Source organism: Paenibacillus kobensis NBRC 15729 (assembly GCF_004000825.1).
In the GTDB taxonomy this organism is placed as follows: Bacteria; Bacillota; Bacilli; order Paenibacillales; family Paenibacillaceae; genus Paenibacillus_T; species Paenibacillus_T kobensis.
This window is the reverse complement of sequence record NZ_BILZ01000053.1, coordinates 1-19,278: the sequence shown is the minus strand read 5'-3', so window position 1 is coordinate 19,278 and position 19,278 is coordinate 1. Positions and strand designations below refer to the sequence as shown.

General features: G+C 53.3%; 15 protein-coding genes. 10 read left to right on the top strand and 5 right to left on the bottom strand.

Annotated elements, in window-relative coordinates; genetic code table 11:
• Window positions 1-45 precede the first annotated feature (45 nt).
• Together murA and PKO01S_RS22875 are read right to left on the bottom strand one after the other, a co-directional pair.
• Window positions 46-1,332, bottom strand: coding sequence for a UDP-N-acetylglucosamine 1-carboxyvinyltransferase (gene murA, locus PKO01S_RS22880; protein ID WP_127533766.1), 1,287 nt, complete (start codon window positions 1,330-1,332; stop codon window positions 46-48).
• Window positions 1,319-2,137 carry a DeoR/GlpR family DNA-binding transcription regulator gene (locus PKO01S_RS22875; protein WP_127533765.1) on the bottom strand — a complete coding sequence of 273 codons (819 nt, stop codon included), beginning with the start codon at window positions 2,135-2,137 and terminating at the stop codon, window positions 1,319-1,321. The genes murA and PKO01S_RS22875 overlap by 14 nt, the downstream gene beginning before the upstream one ends.
• A gap of 235 nt (window positions 2,138-2,372) precedes the next feature.
• On the opposite strand from PKO01S_RS22875, the gene PKO01S_RS22870 reads away from it, so the two are divergent.
• Both PKO01S_RS22870 and PKO01S_RS22865 read left to right on the top strand, forming a co-directional pair.
• A complete protein-coding gene (locus tag PKO01S_RS22870; RefSeq protein WP_164779717.1) occupies window positions 2,373-3,566 on the top strand; it encodes a copper amine oxidase N-terminal domain-containing protein in 1,194 nt (397 codons plus the stop codon).
• A 183-nt stretch (window positions 3,567-3,749) separates the two neighbouring features.
• Entirely contained in the window at window positions 3,750-4,922 is a 1,173-nt protein-coding gene (locus tag PKO01S_RS22865) for a transglutaminase domain-containing protein (RefSeq protein ID WP_127533763.1), read from the top strand.
• 78 nt (window positions 4,923-5,000) lie between these two features.
• Here PKO01S_RS22865 and PKO01S_RS22860 read toward each other — a convergent pair whose 3' ends face one another.
• Entirely contained in the window at window positions 5,001-6,188 is a 1,188-nt protein-coding gene (locus PKO01S_RS22860; protein WP_127533762.1) for a virulence factor, read from the bottom strand.
• Between the two features lie 430 nt (window positions 6,189-6,618).
• On the opposite strand from PKO01S_RS22860, the gene PKO01S_RS22855 reads away from it, so the two are divergent.
• The 3 genes from PKO01S_RS22855 to PKO01S_RS22845 all read left to right on the top strand — a co-directional run bounded on the left by PKO01S_RS22855 (window position 6,619) and on the right by PKO01S_RS22845 (window position 10,462).
• A complete protein-coding gene (locus PKO01S_RS22855; RefSeq protein WP_127533761.1) occupies window positions 6,619-7,698 on the top strand; it encodes a Gfo/Idh/MocA family protein in 1,080 nt (359 codons plus the stop codon).
• Window positions 7,699-7,958: 260 nt separating this feature from the next.
• Window positions 7,959-9,581 (top strand): ABC-F family ATP-binding cassette domain-containing protein, encoded by a 1,623-nt coding sequence (locus PKO01S_RS22850; RefSeq protein WP_127533760.1) that lies wholly within the window; start codon window positions 7,959-7,961, stop codon window positions 9,579-9,581.
• Window positions 9,582-9,754: 173 nt separating this feature from the next.
• Window positions 9,755-10,462: a zinc ribbon domain-containing protein gene (locus tag PKO01S_RS22845; RefSeq protein WP_246070692.1), complete on the top strand. Its 708-nt coding sequence runs from the start codon at window positions 9,755-9,757 to the stop codon at window positions 10,460-10,462.
• Window positions 10,463-10,533: 71 nt separating this feature from the next.
• Here the strand turns inward: PKO01S_RS22845 and PKO01S_RS22840 are convergent, their stop codons facing one another.
• A complete protein-coding gene (locus PKO01S_RS22840) occupies window positions 10,534-11,091 on the bottom strand; it encodes a TetR/AcrR family transcriptional regulator (protein ID WP_127533759.1) in 558 nt (185 codons plus the stop codon).
• Window positions 11,092-11,226: 135 nt separating this feature from the next.
• On the opposite strand from PKO01S_RS22840, the gene PKO01S_RS22835 reads away from it, so the two are divergent.
• The 3 genes from PKO01S_RS22835 to PKO01S_RS22825 all read left to right on the top strand — a co-directional run bounded on the left by PKO01S_RS22835 (window position 11,227) and on the right by PKO01S_RS22825 (window position 13,996).
• A complete protein-coding gene (locus tag PKO01S_RS22835; protein ID WP_127533758.1) occupies window positions 11,227-12,474 on the top strand; it encodes an acyl-CoA dehydrogenase family protein in 1,248 nt (415 codons plus the stop codon).
• Window positions 12,475-12,600: 126 nt separating this feature from the next.
• The gene (locus tag PKO01S_RS22830; protein WP_127533757.1) at window positions 12,601-13,557 is read left to right on the top strand and encodes a quinone oxidoreductase family protein; all 957 of its coding nucleotides are present in this window, start codon (window positions 12,601-12,603) and stop codon (window positions 13,555-13,557) included.
• A 4-nt stretch (window positions 13,558-13,561) separates the two neighbouring features.
• On the top strand, window positions 13,562-13,996 hold the full coding sequence (locus tag PKO01S_RS22825; protein WP_127533756.1) for a MarR family winged helix-turn-helix transcriptional regulator: 435 nt from the start codon (window positions 13,562-13,564) through the stop codon (window positions 13,994-13,996).
• A gap of 9 nt (window positions 13,997-14,005) precedes the next feature.
• Here PKO01S_RS22825 and PKO01S_RS22820 read toward each other — a convergent pair whose 3' ends face one another.
• Complete coding sequence (locus PKO01S_RS22820) at window positions 14,006-14,902, bottom strand: helix-turn-helix transcriptional regulator (protein ID WP_127533755.1); 897 nt, start codon at window positions 14,900-14,902, stop codon at window positions 14,006-14,008.
• A gap of 213 nt (window positions 14,903-15,115) precedes the next feature.
• Between PKO01S_RS22820 and yicI the strand changes: the two genes are divergently transcribed.
• Together yicI and PKO01S_RS22810 are read left to right on the top strand one after the other, a co-directional pair.
• Window positions 15,116-17,440: an alpha-xylosidase gene (yicI, locus tag PKO01S_RS22815; RefSeq protein ID WP_127533754.1), complete on the top strand. Its 2,325-nt coding sequence runs from the start codon at window positions 15,116-15,118 to the stop codon at window positions 17,438-17,440.
• 446 nt (window positions 17,441-17,886) lie between these two features.
• Window positions 17,887-18,990, top strand: a complete 1,104-nt coding sequence (locus PKO01S_RS22810; protein WP_127533753.1) for a type II CAAX endopeptidase family protein — start codon at window positions 17,887-17,889, stop codon at window positions 18,988-18,990.
• Window positions 18,991-19,278: the final 288 nt, after the last annotated feature.

Here is a 19,278-nt window from a genome sequence, read left to right as displayed (position 1 = left end):
CGTGAGATCCCTCTTTCACTATCACTTCTGAATGTCTGAATGCAGTTAACTCGTATAGGATATCGGCGCCGATTCGTCCGAGTCGAACATCGTGATGTTCGCGCCGAGCGAGGCGAATTGTCCGATGACGTCTTCGTAGCCGCGTTCGATATGCTGTATGCCGGCAATTGTCGTAATGCCTTCCGCGCGAAGCCCAGCAAGGATGAGGCAAGTTCCTGCCCGTACGTCCGAGGCATGAACAAGCGTGCCGCGCAGCGGGTTGCCGCCACGGATGGAAGCGACGCCGGAACGCACCTTAATGTCCGCGCCCATCCGCATTAACTGCGGAACATGATTAAATCTTCCCGGATAGACGCGCTCCCCGAGTATGCTCTTGCCTTGCGCCATCGTCAGCAGAGCGGTTAACGGCTGCTGCAGATCGGTTGCAAAACCCGGATACATCGCCGTACGGACTCTTGTCGCTCTGAGTATACCTGTGGAATGAGCCGTAATCGAATGGTCGCCGACCTCGATGTCGAGGCCGATCTCGCGAAGCTTCGCCAGACAAGAAGACAGATGTTCCGGTATGACGTCTTGGACGGTGACAGAACCGCCGGCCGCGCCGGCTGCCATGAGGAACGCGCCGGCAATCAGCCGGTCCGGAATAACGGTGTATGTACAGCCGGATAGCGACGGTACGCCTTCAATGCGAATGCTGTCGGTGCCTGCACCGGTTATCCGTGCGCCCATCCGGTTCAGCAGATTGGCAGTATCCGTTACTTCGGGATCGCGAGCCGCATTAAGCAGCGTCGTCGTGCCTTTCGCCAGCACCGCTGCTAGCATGGTGTTGATCGTAGCACCGCATGTAATGACGTCGAAAAAGATAGCCGCGCCGGTGAGCTGCGCCGCTTCGACCGTATAGCTTGTCTCGGAGTAAGAGAACTTCGCGCCAAGCATCGTCAACGCTTTGATATGCTGATCCATCGGACGGCTGACGAAGTCGTCTCCGCCTGGATAGCCAACGGTTACTTTGCCGAATTTGGCAAGCAGCCCACCAATGAAATAATATGCGCTTCTGAAGGAGGAGGATTGGCCGGGATCCAGTTCCGTCCCGTGAATGGCAGTCGGATCGACGACAACGCAGCCGCTCGGCTCGCGAGTAATGCGAAGACCGATTTGCCGCCCGATGTCGCTGATGACACGAATATCCGCAATATCCGGAATGCCGAGCAGCTTAACGGGTTCATCCGCTAAGCAGGCGGCTGCCAGCAGCGCTAGGGAGCTGTTCTTGGCACCGGGAATTTGGACGCTGCCGCGTAGTGGGCCGGAACGTTCCACTTTAATTGCCCTCATGATTATTTCCTCCGCTCGAATAGTCTTCATCCGCAAATATGACTTTGACGTTACGACTGTTGAACTCGTGTATAAATTTCTCTGGTGCGCCCTGGTCAGCTATAAGCAGTTTAATTTGGTTTAACGGAATTGCCCCGGCGAACATGGTAACGCCGATCTTCTCGTGTGGGGCAAGACAAACCGTTCTTCTGGAGACGGCAGCAACCGCACGTATAATGGCTGCTCCCTCGGGTGTCGCCATGCTGATGCCGCCAAGAGAAATCCCGCCTCCGGTGACGAAGCCGATGTCGAAATTAAACCGGCTGATCATCTCGCACGCAATCGTATCAATAATGTTCCCGCCGCTGCTGTTCGCTCTCAGTTTGCCGCCAATAAGATAAGAATCGATATGAGGCCGATGCCGAATATGCTCTGCAATGGCAAGGGAGTTCGTTACGACTGTGATCGGGAGCTCGTCCGGAATATGCTTCAGCATCCCATAATGAATGCCGGCTCCGCCGATAAAGACGGTGTCGTGTCTCTGGATATAGGAGGCTGCCGCCTTGGAGATGGCGTCCTGATGAGGCTTCGGAGCTCCATAGCGGACAGCCGGCGGCTGCGCCATTGTACGGACTTTAGGCGTCTCTGCGAATGGAATTGCACCGCCGTACGTCTTCTGAAGCAGTCCTTGATCCTCCATTATGGTCAAGTCGCGACGTATAGAATCAATCGAAAGCTGAAAAAGATGGGCGAGCTCTTTGGCGACGACTCTGCCCTCCAGGGATAGTCTCTCCAATATAAGCTGCCTTCGTTCTTCTGCGAGCATGATAAGCCTCCATGTGTGGAGAAATGACATAATCTGAGACGATTATATTCCGCCTGATTCAGCGTTGTCAATTTATGTGTTCAGTTTGTTTAAGGTTTATTCATGATCCTAGAGGGTTACCTGAAAAAGAGATAAAATCTATCAATCTGCTATTGGCATGCAGTGCAAAATGCTGGAGAAATTGGTATATTACCTAATGTGGATAACAATCCCAAATGACGAAGGGAGAATTACAGTGAAGAAGCTTACTGCACTCATTATGGCCACGATGCTGCTCTTGCTCGCATTCGCCGGCAGTGTCTCCGCAGCAGATAACAAGCAGCCGATTAAAGTATGGCTTGGCGATCAGGAGGTCAAGTTCGAAGTTCCGCCTGTTATCGTGAAAGGTACGACGTATGTCGAGTTCAAAGGATTGTTCAAGGCGCTGGGCTACTCCATTACTTATGACGGGACCAGCAAACAAATTACAGGCAAGTCGGATCAAAGCACTTTGACGTTGAACACCGTTACAGGAGAAGCAACGGTCAATGGCGAGAAGCAGAAGCAGGCCGCACAGCCGCTCGTTCAGAAGGGCCGCACTCTCGTTCCGATCCGTTTCATAGCTGAAGCGACGGATATGGATGTCAAATGGAACTCGGCTAAGCAGACGATTACGATTACGTCCAACGGTCCGTCGGATGCCGATATTAAAGAAATTCAGGCTTTCTTGAATCAGGTTGACGATTATTCGAATGCGGATGATCAAGATTCTTTCATGAAACTTATCTATCCGGGTTCTTCCTTAGAAGCGCTGGTCAAAGATCTGCTCGCAGCAGGTGACGATGACGGAGTGAAGACCAAATCGACGTCTACGCTTACGAAAGTACTGGATTGGCAGGGGAATACAGCGGTTATCGAAGTTGAAGAGTTGACAGAGAAAGTAAGCGGCGGTTTCTATCTCGACAACCAAAGCGTGATGCACATGCAGTTGAAGCGAGGGGCCGACCATCAATGGAAGCTCGAGATCATTGCGCCGCAGGGCATTCAATATCTCAATATCGATAAGACGGTCAGCCAGGAAGCCGATGTGCCGGCCGATGTGAAAGCTGCCATTTTGTCCGTTATCGATAAACAGATTAAGGCCACGAACGATGAAGATTTAGTGGCTTATAAGGCTACGCTCGACCCGAGTACGCCAGGACTGGATGAAGGACTCGCGCAAGTTCAACAGACATTCGATGCTTATGATGTTAAAGTGACGCTGGAAACCGCCCGCATTGTGGAATACACGGAGTCGAAAGCAACGGTGTACATCGTACAAACGAACGAGAGTCTGAAAGGGAACGAATACCCGAATAACCGTGCGTCCATGATCGCTACATTTGTGAAGACAGCTTCTGGGGATTGGGTAAGCAGCGACGGCACTGTTATTAATATTGAAGCCATATAGGGAAGTTGAGAGACGGCTGCTGGCCGTCTCTTTTTATTTTGTATACAGAGAAATGCGAAACGAAATCGGTTAATGAAGTATACAGATGGTCAAGGAGGGCTTTTCCAAATATGGTTCTAGTTTCTCTTATTCGGTTATAATGTTGTTTAACATGACCGAATTGAGGAACGAGAGGTGGATGAGGTGCGTAACGTACGGATCATCCTAGTCTTGACAGCACTCGGGCTGCTTGGCGCATGGCCGCTTCTAAGAGGAGTTCTCCATCCGGGAGAACGAATGGGGGAATCGCCTGCTGCAGCAGCTGCGCAGAAGGGGCTGTCGCTGCCGGAAGTTATTGAGGAGCATCTGCTTGCCCGCGAGCAGAAGTTTTCTTTTACAATGTACGATTATGAGGATGCAGAGCAAACGTTCAAGCAAGCGTTCGCAGAAGCGGCGGCAACGAACGACTACACGGCCTACATTATCGATTCGTACCATTATACGATCCGAGAAAGAACAGAGCGGGCGGATGTCGAGATGACGGTTAACTACCGGGAGTCTGCAGATCAGACCGCACAAGTCGATCAGATCACGACACAGGCGCTCCAGTCCATCATAACAGCCGGGATGAACGATCATGAGAAAGTAAAGGCCATCCATGACTGGGTCGTGGACCGGGTTGAATACGATACGTCTCTAACCCGTTATACGGCATACGAAGCTCTTCTTACGGGCAAGACGGTCTGTCAAGGCTATGCGCTGCTTATGCATAACATGCTTACGAAAGCAGGCTTTGTATCGCGCATTGTGGAAGGAACGGTGTCTTCGGGAGACCATGCTTGGAATCTCGTCAGGTTGGACGGGCAATGGTACCATCTGGATGCGACTTGGGACGATGCAGCGCCCCCGGCCCAGGCGGAGAACGGCGGAGAAGCGAAGGAAAGCGCGGAACAAACAGCGAGCCGTTACCGGTATTATTTGCTCAGCGACAAGCAGATCGAACGGGACCACCAGTGGACGAAGCGCTATCCGAAGGCGGTAACCGCTTATTCTGAGACGTTAGCGTTGGCCAAAGAAGCGGGCTCGAAGACGCAGGCTGCCGAATGGGCCAAGCTGGAAGCCGCAATCGGATTGGATTGGCTATCGCCGTCCCGGACCGTTCAATCGGTCGGCATGTTGGCTGAACGGCTGATGAATATGGCGCGTAATAACAAGAGCGAATTGCAAATCCGGTATACGAACGGGGAGAATTGGTCGGACGATATACGTGCCGCGATCCGCAAGGCGAGCATTCCAGACGGTTACACCGTTCGAAGCTATCCGTATGGAACCGACGGCTCGGTGCTTCTGCATATAAGGCTTATGCCTGGAACGTAAGCGGATGATACCAAAAAGGCAGTCCCCTGCATAGCGGCCGTTATGGCCGGTTTATGCGGATGGGGACTGCCTTTTCGATTATGCGCGCTCGCCGCTATCGTCGTCGTCGGCAGAACTGGAGTTGCTGCGGTTGCGCTGCGTCATCTGCTGCCAGACGGAGCCGGCTGCTTCCTCGCCGCGTTCGATCCGCTCCACGGCCATCGTGGCTTGAAGCGATATTTCGAACTCGGGGTCGGCGGCCGCTTCCCGCAGAGGTTCAAGCGCGCTCTCGTCGCCTGCTTCGTACAGGAAGCGGGCAGCGCGCCAGCGGACGAGCTTGTTCTTGTCGCGCAGCGCTTCGATCATTGGGCCGATTGCGGCCGGATCGCCAATGTCCGACAGCGTGTCGCCCGCCGTACGGCGGACGGATACGGACTTGTCCTTCAGCGCGTCGAACAACAGCGGCATCGCTTCCGCGCTGCGCAGATCGCCGAGATAGACGACGGCTAGCCGGCGGATCGACGCGTTCTCGTCACCGATTGCCTGCTGCAGCATCGGGAGCGCTTCGGGCGTCGATTCGGACAGCCGGTCGAGAGCGGCATACCGGGATTGCCAATCGGCCGAACCGAATGCGGCCAACACTTCGCCAGCCGACAGTGGAGCCGGTCGGACAGGCGCGTCGACGGGAGCTTCCGGTCCTTGCTCGAGCGAAGCTTGGATGAGAGCGGCGAGCCGCTCTTCCGTGTAGGCGGCTTCAAGCTCGCGGACGATTTCGGCCGCGATTTCTTCCGGCTCTCCGTAGCGTACGCCGAACTCCTCCAGCTTCCGCTCGCGAATCATCGTTGCGCCGGCAGCGGCTTGCACCGCGTCAACGAACCGCTGCGTCATCGCTGCACGCACTTCGCGTTCGCCGATTCGTACGCGAACTTGCATCGGAATGCCGCGGTACTGCTGCACGAGCACATGCGCTTCGCCGAAGCCGTCAGCGGCTGGCGCAGCGCCCGACGAAGCGGCGCCTTCTGCTTCATCGCCTGATGACAGCAGGCGGCGGGCTTCGGACAGGATACGCTGCCAGTCTGCGCTTGGCAGCCGGTCCAGTGCGATAAAGTCGGCTGTGCGGAACAAGCTTCGGACGCCTTCAATCGCAAGAAGCGGTCGAAGCGGCTCCGGCGCATCTGATGCTTGCGCGGGATAATAAGTATGACGGAAGCCGCGGGGCAGCGTTTCGTCGACGTTTAATTTCATCGAATTCGGACTTGGCGTCGGTTCGATTGATAACAGCTTCATAGACAATTCCCCTCCGCTTACAGATCATTCATGATACGAATAGTTTACCCGATATCCCGCCGGGATGCGAATCGCTCTGGTGCTTCGATGGCGCCGGAGCGAGGGTCCGCCGCCCAATTGATTCGCACACCGTTCATCTGGTATGTTGGAATCGGACATACCGCTTAGCCTGCTGAGGGGGTGCTGCGATCCGTTAGCCGCCCCGCCCTGACTGCTATACGACGGGGGACAGGCAGAGCGAGCAGCTTGCAAGACTCGGCCAGCCAATCTCCAATAGCAAATTCGGACAAGACTTCGCCAATCCGGCACATCGTTAACCGGGAATGACAGCGCTATAATGAAATCAATCTCATAATCGCCATGCCGTAACAATATACTCGATGTATATTTATGTCCGTACACGGCGGCACAAATCGGAGGATTAACAACGATGACGACAACTTCAACTTCCCGTATTCGGTTTGGCATTATCGGAGCAGGGGCGATTGGCGCAATTCATATGGATGTACTGAGCAAGCTTGGTGAAGCGGCAGAGCTTCGCGCTGTAACGGATGCTTATTTGCCGCTGGCTGAACAGCGGGCGGCTGAGCATAACATTCCGATCGTGCACCCGTCGCCGGAGGCGCTTATCGCCGATCCGGAGCTGGATGCCATCGTAGTAGCTGTACCGAATCAATTCCATGCTCCGCTGACGATTGCGGCGCTTCAAGCAGGCAAGCATGTGCTGCTCGAGAAACCGATGGCGATCAACGCATCGAAAGCGATGGAGATCGTCCAAGAACAGCAGCGGACAGGCAAAACGGTCATGATCGCGCAGCAAATGCGATTCACCGGGCTGGCGCGAGCGGTCAAAGCTGCGATCGAAGCGGGCGAGCTTGGACGAATCTATAATGTGAAGACAGGCTGGATGCGCAAGAAGGGAATTCCGGGCTGGGGCTCTTGGTTTACCCGCAAAGAGCTGGCGGGCGGCGGTCCGTTGATCGACATCGGCGTCCACATGCTCGATCTGTCGCTCCACTTGATCGGCAGTCCGAAGCCGGTATCCGTGTTCGGCACGACATATGCGGAGTTCGGTCCGCATAAACGCGGCACGGGCACGTGGGGTACGCCGAACTGGGAAGGCTCATACGACGTTGAAGACTTGGCGACGGCGCTCATCAAGTTGGACGACGGTGCGACGTTGTCGCTCGACGTAAGCTGGGCAGCGCATGCGGCGAATTACACCGATCAGCCGTTCATTCATATTATGGGCACCGAAGGCGGCGTATCGATTGTCGGCAACGAAGCGACCTATATTACGCATGTGGAGAATGAAGTGGTGACGAAGCCAATCGAACCGCTCGATGAAGTGAATGACCGCGAGCTTGTGGCGAAACATTTTATCGATGCGATTCATACGGGAACGACGCCGGTTTCGTCCGCGATGTCCGGCTATACGAACAACCGGATTCTTGACGCGATTTACGAATCCTCCGTTAGCGGCAACGAAGTGAAGTTGAACTGGGATTAACGATATCGAAGCTTTCAGACCGATCAATCGGTTTGGAAGCTTTTTATTTTGCGATCCGCACGTCAAGCAGCCGCAGCTGTCGCCGACCGCTGGAGCTGTGCTGTATGCATTGTGCCAATTGAACGGGAAAGAGCGGGCGGACAGCTTTATATCAAATTTGCAAAAGAGCAGTATATCCCATCCGCATACGTTATGACGTACGAGTGCATTTATGATATAATAATGCGATGAACATGTTTTGAGAGGACGGGATTTAATCCATGATAAGTACATCTGGCGTGTCGCTCCGTTACGGGAAGCGTCCGTTATTCGAGGATGTTAATATTAAATTTACACCAGGCAACTGCTACGGTTTGATCGGCGCGAACGGCGCGGGCAAATCGACGTTCCTGAAAATTTTGTCCGGCGAGATCGAAGCCAACACGGGCGACGTACACATTACGCCAGGCGAACGGATGGCTGTACTGAAGCAGAACCATTACGAATACGATGAGTTCGCGGTACTCGAGACGGTCATTATGGGCCATAAACGTCTGTATGACGTTATGAAAGAGAAGGATGCTCTCTACGCGAAAGCGGACTTCACCGACGCAGACGGCATTCGCGCAGGCGAGCTGGAAGCGGAATTCGCCGAGATGAACGGTTGGGAAGCAGAGTCGGAAGCGGCTGAGATGCTCAACGGCCTCGGCATTACGACGGAGTTCCACGATAAGCAAATGAAGGAGCTCGGCGGCAACGAGAAGGTTCGCGTATTGCTTGCGCAGGCGCTGTTCGGCAGCCCGAACATTCTGCTGCTCGATGAGCCTACCAACCACTTGGACATGGAATCGATCCACTGGCTTGAGAACTTCCTGGCGAAGTTCGAAGGCACTGTAGTCGTAGTCAGCCATGACCGTCACTTCTTGAATACGGTATGTACACATATCGCGGACATCGACTTCGGCAAAATCCAAATGTACGTGGGCAACTACGACTTCTGGTACGAGTCGAGCCAGCTGGCTCTTACGCTGCAGCGCGACCAGAACAAGAAGAAGGAAGACAAGATCAAGGAACTGCAAGCGTTCATTCAACGCTTCAGCGCGAATAAATCGAAATCGAAGCAGGCGACGTCGCGTAAGAAGATGCTCGACAAAATTTCGCTCGACGACATTCGTCCTTCGAACCGCAAGTATCCGTTCATCAACTTCAAGCCAGAGCGCGAAGCAGGCAAACAGCTGCTGCTCGTAGAAGGTCTCACGAAGACGATCGACGGCGAGAAAATCATCGACAACCTGACGTTCACGGTCAACAAAGGCGACAAAATCGCTCTCGTCGGTCCGAACGGCTTGGCGAAGACGGTATTGTACCAGCTCATCATGGGCGAATTGGAGCCGGATGCCGGCACGTTCCAATGGGGCATTACGACGACGCAAGCGTACTTCCCTAAGGACAACTCGGCTTACTTCGACGGCGTCGATCTGACTCTCGTCGATTGGCTCCGCCAATATTCGAAAGATCAAGACGAGACGTTCATTCGCGGCTTCCTCGGCCGCATGCTGTTCGCAGGCGACGAGGGCATGAAGAAAGCAAGCGTTCTGTCCGGCGGCGAGAAAGTTCGCTGTATGCTGTCCAAGATGATGCTTTCCGGCTCGAACGTTCTGATTATGGACGAACCGACGAACCACTTGGATCTCGAATCGATTACCGCGCTGAACAACGGCATGATCGATTTCGACGGCACGATGATGTTCACCTCTCATGACCATCAGTTCGTACAGACGGTTGCGAACCGGATTTTCGAAATTACGCCGAACGGTCTGATCGACCGGATGATGTCGTACGACGAATATCTTGAGAATGCAGAAATTCAAGCGATGCGCGCACGGATGTATCCGGCTGAGTAATCGCTGATGAAGGAGCCCGCAGGCAAGTATGCTTGCGGGCTTTTGCAGCATCTGTGATGCTGGACCGAACAATTGGGCGGATAAAATCTGGCAATCGGATGATTAAATGCGGCACGGTGCGGTTAATGAGAACCATCATACTAGCTTGATGGTAAGTGGAGGGGAATTGCCCGATGTCTATATTCGACAAGATGAAGCAGGGTGCGTCCGACGCAGCGCGCAAGGCGCAGCAGACGATCGAAATAGCACGTCTCAACAGCCAGAAATCTTCACGCGAGAAAGATATGACCAGGTTATATACCGAAATGGGCGAAGCAATGTTCCGTGCATACCTGACCGGCGAGACGGCGGAGTCGGAGGAAGCTGTCGCATCGTGCTGCGAGCAGTTGAAGACGCTGAAGCAGGAGATCGAATCGATCGAAGACCGGGTCAAAGCGGTCAAGCTGGAGAAGAGCTGCTCCTGCGGCAAAGTCGTCGCAATCAACGTCAAGTTCTGTCCGGATTGCGGCACGCGGTTCACCGAGCAGGAGCCGAAGCCGGAGATGACGATGGGCGAGATTCGCGTCATCTGTCCGGACTGCGACACCGAGAATGATCTGATGGCGCGTTACTGCACCGACTGCGGACTAGAGCTTGGCAAACCGAAAGCTTCGGCAGCCGATGCAGCGGCAGCTGCTCCATCCGCGGCGTTCGATCCCCAGCTGCAGACGGAACTGGATGATGCGGAAGACGATAGCCGCCGGGATGACTACCGGGATGACCGTCATGATGAGCATCGTGATGAACGCAGTGATGACCGCAATGATGATCGCAGTGATGAGGAACGAGAGCGAGAGCAAATCAACCGCGACAAACCGACTCGTTTTGCTTACGAGGAATAATAGAGCTGTGCAAGCAATCCTATGGCAGATCCCGCTGCCGACGGTTGCTTGCACAGCTTTTTTAGATGAGGCTATTCGGCGAATTTCCATTCGGAGAAGATATTCAATTTCGTATATAACGCTTCGTGTTCAATAGGCATGTTGTTCTCGATCCACCAAGTTACCACACCGAGCACGGCCCCGATGTAAGCTTCAATTTTAATCTGCATGTCGATGGAATTCTCTTTAATTGAATTATGCTTAGCCAGGTAGTTCCTTATCCCCGCCCCCATCTCTCTTCGCAACAGATTTCGCAAAGAGTCCCTGTCTTCAGCTAAGAGACGGGAAAACAATTTCTTGTGCTTCACCGCTAACGAGAATAACTCCTTAAAATTATCGGCTGGAGAAAAGGAGTCATCGACCATACCTTTAAATTCTTCCTCCGCAATTTGATTCATAGCGCGAGTTAGTAAATCAAATTTATCCTGGAAGTGGGTATAGAATGTAGTTCGATGCACCATCGCCAGATCACAGATCTGCTTCACCGTAATCGTCTCGAACGGGTGCTTATCCATTAATTCTAACAGCGCGTTGTATAAAAGCTTATGAGTTCTTTTGACCCGAAGGTCCTCGGTTGTTTTATCGTTCATGACAGATTCCCCTCTCTGTATCGTTTCAAGACATATCTGCGATTTTGTCGGTTGTTGAAGTTTAGTATACATTATATCATTTATCCTACAAATGCATTTTAAGTATACATCTGTATATAAAGAGGTGAATGATGAATGGCCAACTTAAATACAGAACGGCAGCTCACTGCTGTAGAACAGCAATTGCTAAACCATGCTGCCGAGTTAGTCCCCTACCTGCAGAAGTTCGGTCCTGTCATTGATGAAGAACGGTATATTCCGGATGAGGTGATTCAGAAAATTTCGGATGCGGGGCTGTTTAAGCTTGGCACGCCGAAAGAGTACGGAGGCCATGATATTAGCATCCGTGCGATGGTCGAGATTGTTTCCGAAATGGCCAAGGGAAATGGTTCTGTCGGGTGGGTCGTTCAAATTATTAATGGAAACAACTATAATGCATCGCTGTCATTACCTTCCGACGTCTTAGATTCGATCTATAACGAGGTGGAGGAGATACGCTTTTGTTCTGTCCTGCTGGCAAGTAAAGCGGTCGTAAAGAAAGTGGACGGAGGTTATTTGGTAGAGGAAGGGCTGTGGAGGTTCGGTTCAGGATCAAAGCATGCGACCCATGCTCTGCTGAACTTGAGGGATGGCAAGTCCATGCAAGAAGGCAAGTCAATGGAGATGATGCTGGCCGTTGTTCCGATGAGTGACGTCACGATAGCTGACGATTGGTACACGATGAGTTTAAGAGGATCTGCAAGCAACAGTCTAGCAATGAGAAATATGTTTATCCCGGACAAATACGTCATCACCCAAGAGATGAATCCAGGAGGTTCGCTGCCTGTTGCTGAGTTGAAGGGGCGTGACAGATACAAGCCTTATGCACAGCTTATTATTAGCATCACAACGGGGATAAGCGCGATTCTCGGACTCGCAAGAGGGGCAGTCGAATATTTTGCGGAAATAGCGCCTCTCAAGGGAATTGCAATGACGGTCCATCCTTCTCAAGCGGCAGTGGGTCATATTCAGTATAAAGTAGGACTTGCGGCTATGAAGGTCGAATCCGCTCATCTCCATATCAGCCGGACAATCGACAATCTGGAGCGTCACGTGCAGCACATACAACCATTCGATCTAAAGGAAATGGCGCAGCTCCAGACAGATTTGACCTATGCAGCCATGCTGTGCTGGGAAGCCGTAGATATGCTAATGGCGGAGAGCGGAGGGAGCGGAATAGCCGACTCCAACCGCATGTCTCAAATCTTCCGGGACATTAGAGGCGGTGCCAATCATGCGCTGACTACGGCATCGACTGGACTGGAGCTGTACGGAAGAATGCTGATGGGCTTGCCGCCGCAGCATGTCATGACATTAGGAGCCGCATCCTTAATCAAAAGCTAACGGTGGAACAGCGAAGTGATGTTTATTTTTTTTAAAAAAAAAGTGTGCATATTGCACATAAATTGAATATACTATTAATATGTGCAATATGCACATATTAGGAAGAGGCAAAGGGGAGAAGAAACGATGAAGGCAGCAATTGTGAAGGAGAAGGGGACAATTCCTGTACTGGGGCAGTTTAATTCCCCCGTTGCGGCAGGCGGAGAAATTCTGATTCAGGTGTCGGCAGCAGCCTTGAGCCGAGTCAGCAAGTTCCGATCAATGGGGATGCACTACTCATCCAGTGTTAACTTTCCGATTGTAGCCGGCCTTGACGGAGTGGGTACTTTGGAAGATGGGACTCGCGTATACTTTGCAATGCCTGCTGCACCATATGGCAGTCTGGCGGAGCAAACCATTGTCAACGCGAAGCTGACGGTTCGTTTGCCGGATGGCATTGACGATCTCACAGCTGCCGCCATCGCTAACCCGGCTATGTCGTCGTGGGCTGCACTGGTATTCCGGGCAGGCTTCAAGCCCGGCCAAACGGTATTGATTAATGGCGCTACGGGTGCATCCGGCAGTCTAGCCGTTCAGATTGCGAAGGGTCTTGGGGCCAAGAAGATCATTGTAACGGGACGTAATGAAACGAAGCTGCAAGCACTTGAAGCTGATGAGGCTATTGCATTTGATATGACAGCTGACAACGGAAAAACGTTGTTCGAACATGCCCTGATGCCAGTTGTGGCCGAAGGTGTGGACGTTATATTGGATTACCTTTGGGGAGACAGCGCGCTCACCATCATGTCAGCTCTTGCGAAGACCAATACGGATCGTGCAACGCGCTTTGTAACCATTGGAACTTCATCCGGGCAAGAGGACATCCAGTTGCCGTCATCGCTTCTGCGCTCATCAACAATTGAACTGGTAGGCAGCGGAGATAAAAGTGTCTCTAAAGCGGATATGCTGTCCGCAGTGAAGGGTGTTTTTGAAATGGCGGCTGAGGGTAAACTGCAAATCGCTATTCAACAATATGCGATTGAAGAGATCGAAGAGGCTTGGAATGCCCCTCTTACGCCTCGTCCAGTTGTAAAGGTGCGGTAGAAAAATGGAAAATCAAATTTTTAAAGCGCTGATTGACTTGGTTTCCATTATTAATCAGCCAGACCGTGATAAGAAAATGATTACTCACGCAGGCGTAAATCTAGAGGCGGCAACCTTTCGCGTCTTCGTCGGCATCGCGCATCTCCAACCGACCAGTGTCGGTGACTTGGCCGATATGATGGGGAAAAACTATTCGAGCGTTAGCCGGCAAATCGATAAGCTGGAAACCGCCGGGCTGGTCCATACGTATCCCTCGAGTTCGGATTCCCGGATTCGCGTATCTCAATTGACGCAGCACGGCGAGGAGATCAATGCCATGATTAGCTCCGCCCGCGAGAGTAAAATGCGCGAAGCTTTGGCGGATTGGACTCTGACGGATAAAAATGATTTGTTGAATCATTTAAGACGTTTATTTGAATCGATGCAAAGGATCGACTAGCACTCGTTATCATTCAGCAAGCACCGACTCCTTCCGATATTCGGAAGGGGTTGTTTTTATTTGCCTGCGGAACATTTTAATGAAGTAGCTGACATGATCGAAGCCGACTTCGAGTGCGATATCGCTGATTTTGCGGTCGGTGCTTCGCAATAGTTCAGCCGCCTGGCGTACCCGGTACCCGTTCAAGTAGTCGATCGGCGTCGTGCGCGTCATCGATTTGAACCAGCGGATGAATTGGCCTTCGCTCATCGGCACGAGATCGGCGAGCTCACGGATCCGAACCGGACGGTCGTAGTGATGCTGGATATATTCGATGACGGACTTCAGCCGTTCAACCTTAGCGAGCTCTCCGGCGTTGGCAGCGGTCCGCTTGCGCCATTCTCCCGCAGCTGCAATTTCGGAGAACAGAAGCAGAAGGCGGCCTTTCAACGCTGCTTCGTAACCGGTTGGCTGCTGTTCATACGCCGTAATAACCGCGCGCAAATGCGCCATCACGGCATCCGACCATTCGGTGCCGGGTCGAATATGCCGGGGCAGAGCCGCCCGTTTATCTAAGAGAGGCGCGATGAATCCCGCTTGAACCGCATCATAATCCGCGCTGGCCAGCCACCTTGCATCGAAGACGATCGCGCAATAACGGCATGCCGAGCCGTTGCTCGAATGCCCCGCATGGATGTCGCCTCCGTCAATATATACGGCCTCGCCTGCGCGTACGACGAAGTAGTCGGTATCCACTAGAAACAGAACCTCGCCTTCCAGCACGCAGAAAAACTCCGCTTCCTGATGCCAATGCATGTCCAGGATAGACTCGCCTGCCTCACGGTCGATCCAGTAAGCTGCCAGCGGCAGCATTGCATCGCCATGCAGCCGGTCTTCCCGCAGATTATGCTTCGTATATAAATCCATAGCCATGACCACCTTTGTCAACTGTTCCTAACGTCAGAATCGTGCTATGAATGCGCATTATATTGATAGTTTGACTCCGATGCAATCAGTATAATACAACTATAGAGTCTTATACACAAGCAATCCACACTCCTCTAATACAGCCAACAGGTTATGAACGATTCCTGATTCCTTGCATATGACGATAACGATTCGAAAGGTGGAGCATCAACGATGAAATTCCAAGACGGCAACTGGCTTATCCGCGAAGGTTTTACGGTCAAACCGGCCGTGCAAGCGCATGAGGTTGAGCAGCGGGGCGAAGAGCTGACCGCTTACGTATCGCCAATTCCGATTCATAGCCGTGCGAACATGCTCGATACGCTGCAGTTGACGGTGAAGTTCCATTCCCCGGCGCCTGGCGTCATCGGCGTGAAGCTTATTCACTACGCAGGCGTGGTAGAACGCGGACCGAAGTTCGAGCTGACGCCGCAATCTAGCGGACACGTCACGGTAACCGAGACGGAAGAGGAAATGATCTACACGACGGGCAGCCTGAGCGCGCATATCCGCAAAGGCGCAGAGTGGAGCGTCGCGTTCTACCGCGGGGGCGAGCGTCTGACGGGCAGCGGCCCGCGTTCGATGGCTTATATTACGGAAGGCAAAGACCGCAGATGGCTGCGCGAAGAGCTGGATCTCGGCGTAGGCGAGTTCATCTATGGTCTTGGCGAGCGGTTCACCGCTTTCGTGAAGAACGGACAAGCCGTCGATATCTGGAACCAAGACGGCGGCACGAGCTCGGAGCAGACGTATAAGAACATTCCGTTCTACGTCTCGAACAAAGGCTATGGCGTATTCGTCAACCAGCCGGAGCTTGTTTCCTTCGAGGTTGGCTCGGAGAAGGTGAAGAAGGTTCAATTCAGCGTCGAAGGCGAGTCGCTCGAATACTTCGTTATCGACGGTCCTTCGATCAAGGACGTACTGGGCAAATATACGGACCTGACCGGCAAACCGGCGCTGCCGCCGGCATGGTCGTTCGGTCTGTGGCTGACGACGTCGTTCACGACGAACTATGATGAAGCGACGGTCAACTCGTTCGTAGACGGCATGGCGGAACGTGATTTGCCGCTGCATGTGTTCCACTTCGACTGCTTCTGGATGAAGGAATACCATTGGACAGACTTCAAATGGGACGACCGCACCTTCCCGGATCCGGTTGGCATGCTGAAGCGTCTGAAAGAGAAAGGGCTCAAAATTTGCGTCTGGATCAACCCTTACATCGCACAGCGCTCCCGTCTGTTCGAAGAGGGCAAGCAGAACGGCTACCTCGTCAAGCGTCCGAACGGCGACGTCTGGCAGTGGGATCTATGGCAGCCGGGCATGGCGCTCGTTGACTTCACGAATCCGGCCGCATGCGAATGGTTCGCAGGCTACTTGCGCGATCTTGTCGACATGGGTGTCGACAGCTTCAAGACGGACTTCGGCGAGCGGATTCCGACTGACGTGGTGTACCATGACGGCTCCGATCCGTTCAAAATGCACAACTACTACACGCAGATGTATAACGAAGTCGTGTTCAACGTTCTGGAAGAGAAGCTTGGCAAAGGCGAAGCGGCGCTGTTCGCGCGTTCGGCTACAGTCGGCGGACAGAAGTTCCCGGTTCACTGGGGCGGCGACTGCTACGCAGACTACGAGTCGATGGCAGAGAGCCTTCGCGGCGGCCTGTCGCTCGGCTTGTCCGGCTTCGGCTTCTGGAGCCACGACATCGGCGGCTTCGAGAACACGGCTCCGACACATGTGTTCAAACGCTGGCTGCAGTTCGGCCTGTTGTCGAGCCACAGCCGTCTGCACGGCAGCAGATCGTACCGGGTGCCTTGGGCTTATGACCAAGAAGCGGTCGATGTTACGCGCTTCTTCACGAAGCTCAAATGCAGCCTGATGCCGTATCTGTTCGACACGGCAGCGCAAGCGCCTGAGCGCGGTCTGCCTTCGCAGCGTGCAATGGTCATCGAATTCCAAGACGATCCGACGACGGAATTCCTCGACCGCCAATATATGCTCGGCGAGAACCTGCTCGTAGCGCCGGTATTCCAAGAGAGTGGCGACGTTCAATACTACTTGCCGCAAGGCGGTACTTGGACGCATGTACTGACAGGCGAGACGAAGCAGCCGGGCTGGCACAAGGAGAACTACGGCTTCGACAGCCTGCCGTTGTTCGCCCGTCCGAACTCGATTATCGCGTTCGGCGCGAACAATGTTCGTCCGGACTACGATTACTCGAACGGTGTAGACTTCAACGTCTATACGCTCGAAGACGGCCGCAGCGCTTCGGCGACGGTACGCGATATCAAGGGTGCGGTAGAGACGGCCGTCTCCATCACCCGCGAAGGCAAGTCGATCGTCGTGTCGCTGCAAGGCAGCGGCAAAGCGTTCAGCGTTACGCTGCACGGCATCGGCGAGATCGCATCGGCTAGCGGCGCATCCGCTTCGGTAGACGGCAGCTCGGTGCTTGTACCGGCAGGCGAGAGCAGCGCGACGGTGACGATTACGTTGAAGTAATTCGAACGTATAACGATATAAGCGATTCCGGGTCCCGGCCTTCATCGATGATGACGGCCGGGATTATTTGGTTTCGTGCTGACGGCGCTTCCGCCCATGCTGTTCTTCCTCGTGATGCAGAAGAACATTATGAAGGGCATGGTTACAGGGGCTGTCAACGGTTAATAACGTAAGCGGCGGTGAAGTTAGGGTGGCGGTTCGCCAGCCAGAGCCGCACCTAACGAACGACGAGCGCAAGGCGCGCCTTGGGATGCAGCAGTGCATCCGGGGAGCGCCTTGCGTGCGTTTAGCTTAGCATCGGGTATTTTACCGGAGCGTTACAACAGCAATGGCAACGGCAACGGCAATGGCAAGCGAATTTTAATTATTCTTAATGTGAATTTGAATTATAGGTAATTGATGGAAGACAACTCTTTCGGTAGTATTAATGACCGGGAGTTGATGGGATGACGCAGCAAGGTGAGATAAATGCAAAAAAGTCGAACGTAGAGATGACTGCGAAGATAAATGGTAAGAAGTCGAACATAGACATGAACGCGAAGATAAATGCAAAGAATCTGAATTCGGAGTTCAAATGGACAGGGCGGCAAATCGGGAAGACGCCTCTTGACCCGGTGCAAGCGGGTTGGATATTTCTGTTTTCTTATGCGGCAGGAGTTATGCTTCCGGACTTTGCATCTTGGCAAGACGGGAAGGGAAACGGCGTTCTTGTGTTGTTTTTGTTCTATGTATTGTTTGGGCAGGTCGGTTTAAATTTGTTGCCGGGAGTCGGTTGGAGCAAGTGGAGGGGGTTATCCTTGCGCCGGACGCTGCGGCTTAATCCCGTACCGTGGTCTGTGCTGGGTCTAGGCATTGCCGTATATGTCGTCAGCCAGATTCCGCTGCTGTTCGTACATCAGCTTACAGAGCTCATCCTATCGGTCGTTGGCGACACATATAAGGTTTCGGAGTACCCGATCGCGGACAATATCGGTGCTCTGCTGCTGTTGATTCTAAGCATAGGGATCATTGCGCCGATCTGCGAGGAAATGCTGTTCCGCGGGGTGCTGCTGACCGGATATGAACGGCGCGGAACGATCTTCGCCGCCGTTATGAGTTCGGCGCTATTCGCTTTATTTCATGATAATCCCTATAGGCTGCTCGAATTGTTCATCGCTGCATTCGTCTCATCGATCATCGTCCTGTACGCAAGGTCGATCTGGCCTGGCATAGCGGTCCACTTGGCGACGAATATCGCGTATGTTGTCGGCTCGTATGTACGTGGCGGAGATCTTGTGGAAGGAGCTTCGTCAGGAGGCGGGAGGATCGATGTATGGCTGCTGGCGGCTACGGGAGCCGCATCGGTACTTGCCGTCTATGTATGCTTGCGGCTGCTGAAGTTGATGAAGAGGAGGATGGATGCGAGCGGGATAAGCAGTTCAAGTAACAAGTTAGTTCAGCGTGGCGAGGAAGATGAAAGTGTCATCAATGAGCGCGAAAATCGTAGTTGGGGCTGGCTAATCCCAATTGGATTGGCGGTTGTTGTGTTTGTGGCGAAGGCAATGGTTTGAACGTTGGACAGGTGCAAAAATGCGAATGAAGTGTGAACGGCACTGCAGCGGTGCAGAATAACGTTTTGAGATGTGTCCTAGGTGCCGAAGAGCACTTATTTCGGCCCGCTGGGCGCGAAAGCGAGGAAATAGGTGCCGAAGAGCACCTATTTCGGCCCGCCGGGCGCGAAAGCGAGGAAATAGGTGCCGAAGAGCACCTATTTCGGCTCGCTGGGCGCGAAAGCGAGCAAATAGGTGCCGAAGAGCACCTATTTCGGCCCGCCGGGCGCGAAAGCGAGCAAATAGGTG

Excerpts from the sequence above, each read along its gene's own strand:
- murA (WP_127533766.1), bottom strand. The coding sequence starts at position 1,332 with ATGAGGGCAATTAAAGTGGAACGTTCCGGCCCACTACGCGGCAGCGTC.
- PKO01S_RS22875 (WP_127533765.1), bottom strand. The coding sequence starts at position 2,137 with ATGCTCGCAGAAGAACGAAGGCAGCTTATATTGGAGAGACTATCCCTG.
- PKO01S_RS22860 (WP_127533762.1), bottom strand. The coding sequence starts at position 6,188 with ATGAAGCTGTTATCAATCGAACCGACGCCAAGTCCGAATTCGATGAAA.
- PKO01S_RS22855 (WP_127533761.1), top strand. The coding sequence starts at position 6,619 with ATGACGACAACTTCAACTTCCCGTATTCGGTTTGGCATTATCGGAGCA.
- PKO01S_RS22850 (WP_127533760.1), top strand. The coding sequence starts at position 7,959 with ATGATAAGTACATCTGGCGTGTCGCTCCGTTACGGGAAGCGTCCGTTA.
- PKO01S_RS22845 (WP_246070692.1), top strand. The coding sequence starts at position 9,755 with ATGTCTATATTCGACAAGATGAAGCAGGGTGCGTCCGACGCAGCGCGC.
- PKO01S_RS22840 (WP_127533759.1), bottom strand. The coding sequence starts at position 11,091 with ATGAACGATAAAACAACCGAGGACCTTCGGGTCAAAAGAACTCATAAG.
- PKO01S_RS22835 (WP_127533758.1), top strand. The coding sequence starts at position 11,227 with ATGGCCAACTTAAATACAGAACGGCAGCTCACTGCTGTAGAACAGCAA.
- PKO01S_RS22830 (WP_127533757.1), top strand. The coding sequence starts at position 12,601 with ATGAAGGCAGCAATTGTGAAGGAGAAGGGGACAATTCCTGTACTGGGG.
- PKO01S_RS22825 (WP_127533756.1), top strand. The coding sequence starts at position 13,562 with ATGGAAAATCAAATTTTTAAAGCGCTGATTGACTTGGTTTCCATTATT.
- PKO01S_RS22820 (WP_127533755.1), bottom strand. The coding sequence starts at position 14,902 with ATGGATTTATATACGAAGCATAATCTGCGGGAAGACCGGCTGCATGGC.
- yicI (WP_127533754.1), top strand. The coding sequence starts at position 15,116 with ATGAAATTCCAAGACGGCAACTGGCTTATCCGCGAAGGTTTTACGGTC.
- PKO01S_RS22810 (WP_127533753.1), top strand. The coding sequence starts at position 17,887 with ATGACGCAGCAAGGTGAGATAAATGCAAAAAAGTCGAACGTAGAGATG.